Genomic DNA, 5,945 nt, shown 5'->3' on the forward strand with positions numbered 1-5,945 from the left:
ACGCGTGGAACTTCTTCGCAAACGATCAGGAACGCGTCCGTTCTATCAGTGACCGAGAATATGCCAAAGCGGTCAATTCATAGGGCCGTTGGTATAATGCGGCAGGAACCCGGCTCGAAGAGTGTGGCGCGCTGACGCGTTCCATCAGGAAGAATCTTCGCAACCAGACAGCGGTTCGTCGGGGAAACGATCCCTCGGATCGTTCCCTGATCCTCATCACTTTCGTAGAGGACCGACGCGGGCACCTTGCCGAAGAACGCGAAAGCGTGAACGTGGCCATCAACCCATGCCTCGGCAGTGGCCGCCGGATAGGCACGCACGAAGCAGGCATCGCTGTGCGGCGTCGCCATTGTCGCTCGGAGTTGCCCATCGTGGCGCCATCGGTTCGAGCCCGATGGGCGACGGCGCGACAAGGCTCGCCATCACGAAGCCGCTCGAACACCCGCTTCGCCGTGTGCCGCTGCTTGCGGTGAACCTCCCGATCACTGTCCAGCCACCCGTCGATGATCCCGGCGAAGCCATCCAGCTTCGGTTGCTTGACCGGTGCCGATCGCCGATATCCAGGTGGAACCGAAAACGCCATCATCTTGGCTACGCTCTCGCGCGAGATGCTGAAATGCCGCGCCGCCTCTCGCTGGCTCATGCCCTCAGCACAGGCCAGCCGAACCTTCCGATACAAATCTACAGTGAACGACTACCGGCTGACGCCGGTAGCATCATTTGGGGGAATGTAATTCCAGATACTGAAGTATGATATCGTCGGTGACATTTCCGGACGTGGTCGAGAAACACCCACGCGCCCAAAAGCGCCTTCCCCAGTAGCGCTTGCGCAACTCGGGAAACTCCATCTGGATCCGGCGCGACGACCTGCCCTTGATGCGCTGCATGACATCCGACAGCGACAGTTTCGGCGGGATCGACAGGAACATGTGGACATGGTCGCGCGCCAGCACGCCGCGCACGATATGGACGCCCAGCTCATCGCAGGTCTGGATGATTATCTCGCGGATCCGCTCACGCATTGCGCCCTGCAGAACCTTATAACGATATTTCGTCGCCCACACGACGTGGAACCTGCGGTAGAATCGCGTGTGCGCGGATGACGAGTAACGCATGATCTCCCTCCCCGGAATTTGAAGCCCCCGAAGGGGTATGGCTTCAAATTCCGGGGAGGGAGATCATCAAGAGAGGCGCTGAAGCGGACCGGCTGGAAGCCGGTGGCTTCGATCCTTTAGGTGGAAAACGAAGGTCCGGATACCTGCGACGCGGTCTCCCTCGCGCGCGGTACGGTCATGCCAGCCGCGCTCGAGCCCCAGCAGCAGTCCGAGTGCCAGCGCCAACCCGAGGCGCAGAAGGATATCTTGCGTGATTATGACCATCTGTGGCGCTTGTCCTACAGCTCCGGCCATTATGGCAGCCCAAGTTGGCCTGCGGCCCTGCTCATGGGCAACAGGCACGCCCTGGGGCGTTCAGGTGCCGCGCACCGCGTCGATCATGCGCTTCACGTTGTCGGGATCGGCATCGGGCGTGATACCGTGGCCGAGGTTGAAGATATGCGGCCCGCCCGCGAGCGCCTTGACGATGCGCCGCGTCTCGGAGACCAGCGCCTCGCCCCCCGTCACCATATGCGAGGATTTGAGGTTGCCCTGCACGCAGCCATCGACCTGCACGTTTTCGGCAACCCATTCGGCGCTCACCGAATCGTCCACCGCGACGCAATCCGCCCCGGTCGCGGCGTGAAAGCCGATATATTTCTCGCCCGCCTCGCGCGGGAAGGCGATGACCGGGATACCGGGGTGGCGCTCGTTGAGCGCGGCGATGATGCGGCGGGCGGGCGCGGTGGCGTAGCGGTCGAAATCGTCACCCTTGAGCGATCCGGCCCAGCTATCGAAAATCTTGACCACCTCGGCCCCGGCCTCGATCTGCGCCGAGAGGTATTCGATGGTCGCTTGCGTGATCCGCTCCATCAGTGCCTCGAAGACCGGGCGGTCGGCGTCTTTCAGCGCGTGGGCAGGCCCCTGATCGGGCGTGCCGCGCCCGGCGATCATGTAGGTCGCGACGGTCCAGGGCGCACCGGCAAAGCCAATGAGCGTCACCTCGGGCGGCAAGGCTCCCGCGAGGTTGCGCACGGTCTGATAGACGGGGTTGAGCGTCTCGTGGATATCCGCGACCGGTTTCAGCTGCTCCACCCCGGCCCGGTCGGTGATCGTCGAAAGACGCGGCCCCTCGCCGGTCACGAACCACAGATCGGCCCCGAGCGCCTGCGGCACCAGCAGGATATCGGCAAACAGGATCGCGGCGTCAAAGCCATAGCGCCGAATCGGCTGCAAGGTCACCTCGGTGGCCAGATCGCTGTTATAGCACAGCGACAGGAAATCGCCTGCCTGCGCGCGCGTCGCGCGGTATTCCGGCAGGTAGCGCCCCGCCTGCCGCATCATCCAGATGGGCGGTGTGGGCAGCGTCTCGCCATTCAGGGCGCGCAGGATCGGCTTGTTTTCTGACATGGAGTCCTCCGTTTGCCTTGTGGTCGCGTTGACAGCGCATGATGTCAAGGCGCGGCGCGCTTGCCACGCCGCTTTGTCGCGTCTAAACCATCGCGCATGACACAGGATCTGCCCACCCCGACCCACCCGCTCAAGATCGGCACACGCGGCTCGCCGTTGGCGCTGGCGCAGGCGCACGAGACCCGCCGGCGCCTGCAAGCGGCGTTCGATCTGCCCGAAGAGGCGTTTGAAATTTCGGTCATCAAGACCACCGGCGACCGGGTGCAGGACCGCCCTCTGAAGGAGATCGGCGGCAAGGGCCTCTTTACCCGCGAGATCGAGGACGCGCTTTTGTCGGGGGGGATCGACATCGCGGTGCATTCGATGAAGGACATGCCGGTGCTGCAGCCCGGCGGCCTCACGCTCGATTGCTACCTGCCGCGCGAGGATGTGCGCGATGCGTTCGTCTCGCCCGGTGCGGGCGGCCTTGCCGACCTGCCCGAGGGCGCGCGCGTCGGCACCTCCTCGCTGCGGCGGCGCGCGCAGGTGCTGGTGGCCTATCCGCATCTCGAGGTGGTGGAATTTCGCGGCAACGTCCAGACCCGGCTCAAGAAGCTCGAGGACGGCGTGGCGGCCTGCACCTTCCTTGCGATGGCGGGGCTGAACCGGCTGGGTCGCGCCGATGTGGCGACGGCGGCGATAGAGCCGGAGGTGATGTTGCCCGCCGTGGCGCAGGGGGCTATCGGGATCGAGCGGCGCGAGAATGACAGCCGCGTGGCGGCGCTGCTGGAGCCGCTGCACGATGCTTTGACCGGCCAGCGCCTTGCCGCTGAGCGCGCGTTTCTGGCCGCACTCGACGGCTCTTGCGAAACGCCCATCGCCGCGCTGGCCGAGATCGACGGCGGCACGCTGCGCCTGCGCGGCGAAATCCTGCGCCCCGATGGCAGCGCACGCCACGCCGATGACGCCAGCGCCCCCATCGAGGATGGCGCGGCGCTCGGTGCCGAGATGGCGGCGCGGCTTCTGGCCGAGGGCGGCCCCGGCTTTTTCGACTGGCGGGGCTGACGGGGCTGGCGGGGCTCAGCCGCCCGGCAAGAGCTTGCCGGGGTTGAGGATGCCATTGGGATCAAGCGCGCGCTTGATCGCGTGCATTGTTGCGAGCGCGACCGGGTCCTTATGCGCCGCCATAGCATCAAGCTTGGACAGCCCGATCCCGTGCTCGGCCGAGAAACTGCCGCCGAGCGCGATGGCCTCAGCCTCGACCGCGCGGCTCAGATCGCGGCAGAGGTCCGAATCGGGCCGCGAGGGCCAGCCGACGAAATGCAGGTTGCCATCGCCCAGATGCGCCACGCCGGTGATCTCGATCTCGGGGTCAAGCGCGCGGCACACCGCCTCGGTGCGCGCCACGAGCGTGGCCACAAGGTCGGTGGCCACCGCGATATCGCCCTCCACCACCGGGCTGCGCACCCGCAGGATATGCGCCGAGGCCTCGCGCCCTGCCCAGATCTCGGCGCGCTGTGCCTCGCTTTGGGCGACCACGGCATCGCTGATCTCGCCCGCCTCCCAGAGCGCGGCCAGCACCGATTCGAGATGCGCGGCAAGCGGGATCTGCCCGCCCGCATCGGGGGTCACGTCGCGCGGCGCGCGCGCGCCCAGCTCCACCAGAATGTTGACCTCGTGGGCGGTCTCAAAGGGCGGGCGCATCTCGGGGAAACGCTTGAGCAGCGCCGCGATGAAACTCGCCGGCATGTATTCAAACGCCTCGACCGCGCCGCCGGTCTCGTCCTGCAACCGGTTGAGCAGGCCAGGGGCCGCATCGAGCGAGGGCAGCGCCACCATCGCCGTGGCCTGCGCGCGCGGGCGCGGCACCAGTCGAAGCACGGCGGCGGTGATGATCCCCAGCGTGCCCTCGGCCCCGATCATCAGGTGGCGCAGGTCATAGCCCGAGTTGTTCTTGTGCAGCGCGCCCATCAGGTTCATCACCTCGCCGGTCGGCGTGACCACCTCCAGCCCGAGACACAGATCTCGGGTGTTGCCATAGCGCAGCACATTGGCCCCGCCCGCATTGGTCGAGAGCACGCCGCCCACCATCGCCGAGCCGCGCGCCCCAAAACTCAGCGGGAACATCAGGTCATGCGCGGCGAGCGCGGCGTTGAGCGTCTCGATCACCACGCCTGCGCCGACCGACACCACCCGCGCGGCGGGCCGCAGCTCACCGATCTCCGACAGCCGGTCGAGCGACAGCATGAGCGCCCCCTCCGCCGCCGTGCCCTTGACGAGGTTGGTGTTGCCCGAGACCGGCACCACTGGCAAGCGGTGGCGATTGGCAAGCCGCATCAGCGCCGCCACCTCGGCGGTATCGCCGGGCCGCGCCACCGCCAGCGGCTGCCAGCGCATATGCCCGGCCCAGTCCCCCGACCAGCGCGCCGCCGCCTCGCCCCGCATCAGATGGGGCGCGCCGATGAGGCAGGCGATTTCGTTGAGCAGGGGCAGGGGGGCTTTGTCCATGCCCGCGACTGTGCGCCACGACCGCCGCAGCGACAAGCCCCCGGCCTCACAAATTGCGGCTTGACGCCTCGCGGCCTCTGGCATACCTAGCCCCCGGTCTGGCGGAGTAGCTCAGTTGGTTAGAGCAGCGGAATCATAATCCGCGTGTCGGGGGTTCAAGTCCCTCCTCCGCTACCAAAATAACTTAATAATAACATATACTTATAGACTCTCTTGGTTGAGGCCTTTCGGTCGAGAACAGTATAAGCACAGAATCTGGTCCAAGAACTGTGTCCCCAGGCACGACTCGAAGTTTCCCGTTCCCGTTCCGTCCGTCATGCGCTGCATTGGGGAAGACCCCAACGAAACCACAAGATGTAGTCGCAAGCATGAGCCTCAACTTCGTAGACCTATTCTCCTGCGGTGGCGGCATGTCCACTGGCTTCGCAAGCCTAGGACACCAAACCATCGGCACCGTCGACCTTGAGGTCGCGAAGCCCAGTCACGGGACGGGGGCCACATTCTGCAACGACACCTACGAACGAAATCTTGGCCTGCGTCCCATGTCCGCTGACCTTGCCGTGACGGGGCCGGACGAGGTGGCCGAGCACTTTAGCTTCGGCGCGGGCGACGTGGACGTGCTCATCTCCTGTGCGCCCTGCACTGGCTTTAGTCAAAAGCAGAGTCGCAATCACGTGCTGGACGATGGGCGCAACAGCCTTGTCGCACGTGCGGCCGCCTTCGCAGAAGCCTGGTGTCCACGATACGTGGTTATTGAGAACGTGAAAGAGTTGCTGCGTGGTCGCCACAAGCATCATTTCCAAGGGCTTCACCGGGGTTTGACGAAACTCGGTTACGAGGTCTTCGCCGAGATACACGATGAACCAGACCGGGTTTACCGGAGACGTTTGAGTTCGTCATTCTGCGGCGATGTTAGCCGCGCAATCTGCGTTGTAGAAGTTTCTTTCTGCTGTT

At 65.2% G+C, this 5,945-nt stretch carries 6 protein-coding genes, 1 tRNA gene and 1 pseudogene; 3 read left to right on the forward strand and 5 right to left on the reverse strand.

Annotated features, from left to right (window positions below; translation table 11 throughout):
* Nucleotides 1-93 precede the first annotated feature (93 nt).
* The 4 genes and pseudogenes from ABIE58_RS19780 to hemE all read right to left on the reverse strand — a co-directional run.
* A pseudogene (locus ABIE58_RS19780) lies at nt 94-643 on the reverse strand (IS21 family transposase); the annotation flags it as partial.
* A 73-nt stretch (nt 644-716) separates the two neighbouring features.
* On the reverse strand, nt 717-1,115 hold the full coding sequence (tnpA, locus tag ABIE58_RS19785) for an IS200/IS605 family transposase (RefSeq protein ID WP_354546347.1): 399 nt from the start codon (nt 1,113-1,115) through the stop codon (nt 717-719).
* Between the two features lie 66 nt (nt 1,116-1,181).
* Nucleotides 1,182-1,379: a hypothetical protein gene (locus tag ABIE58_RS19790; protein WP_354546348.1), complete on the reverse strand. Its 198-nt coding sequence runs from the start codon at nt 1,377-1,379 to the stop codon at nt 1,182-1,184.
* A gap of 90 nt (nt 1,380-1,469) precedes the next feature.
* Entirely contained in the window at nt 1,470-2,504 is a 1,035-nt protein-coding gene (gene hemE, locus ABIE58_RS19795) for a uroporphyrinogen decarboxylase (RefSeq protein WP_354546349.1), read from the reverse strand.
* A gap of 96 nt (nt 2,505-2,600) precedes the next feature.
* Between hemE and hemC the strand changes: the two genes are divergently transcribed.
* Nucleotides 2,601-3,548 carry a hydroxymethylbilane synthase gene (hemC, locus tag ABIE58_RS19800; protein ID WP_354546350.1) on the forward strand — a complete coding sequence of 316 codons (948 nt, stop codon included), beginning with the start codon at nt 2,601-2,603 and terminating at the stop codon, nt 3,546-3,548.
* Between the two features lie 15 nt (nt 3,549-3,563).
* Here the strand turns inward: hemC and ABIE58_RS19805 are convergent, their stop codons facing one another.
* Nucleotides 3,564-4,991: an FAD-binding oxidoreductase gene (locus ABIE58_RS19805; protein ID WP_354546351.1), complete on the reverse strand. Its 1,428-nt coding sequence runs from the start codon at nt 4,989-4,991 to the stop codon at nt 3,564-3,566.
* Nucleotides 4,992-5,091: 100 nt separating this feature from the next.
* On the opposite strand from ABIE58_RS19805, the gene ABIE58_RS19810 reads away from it, so the two are divergent.
* Both ABIE58_RS19810 and ABIE58_RS19815 read left to right on the forward strand, forming a co-directional pair.
* Nucleotides 5,092-5,168: transfer RNA gene (locus ABIE58_RS19810), tRNA-Met, on the forward strand.
* 191 nt (nt 5,169-5,359) lie between these two features.
* Nucleotides 5,360-5,945: DNA cytosine methyltransferase (locus tag ABIE58_RS19815; protein WP_354546352.1), on the forward strand; the 586-nt coding region annotated here is incomplete at its 3' end.

Origin of the sequence: Roseovarius sp. MBR-78 (genome assembly GCF_040547535.1) — a bacterium.
Lineage (GTDB): Bacteria > Pseudomonadota > Alphaproteobacteria > Rhodobacterales > Rhodobacteraceae > Roseovarius.

Bases quoted from the DNA above. Each gene is read 5' to 3' on its own strand.
- tnpA (WP_354546347.1), bottom strand. From the start codon at position 1,115: ATGCGTTACTCGTCATCCGCGCACACGCGATTCTACCGCAGGTTCCAC.
- ABIE58_RS19790 (WP_354546348.1), bottom strand. From the start codon at position 1,379: ATGGTCATAATCACGCAAGATATCCTTCTGCGCCTCGGGTTGGCGCTG.
- hemE (WP_354546349.1), bottom strand. From the start codon at position 2,504: ATGTCAGAAAACAAGCCGATCCTGCGCGCCCTGAATGGCGAGACGCTG.
- hemC (WP_354546350.1), top strand. From the start codon at position 2,601: ATGACACAGGATCTGCCCACCCCGACCCACCCGCTCAAGATCGGCACA.
- ABIE58_RS19805 (WP_354546351.1), bottom strand. From the start codon at position 4,991: ATGGACAAAGCCCCCCTGCCCCTGCTCAACGAAATCGCCTGCCTCATC.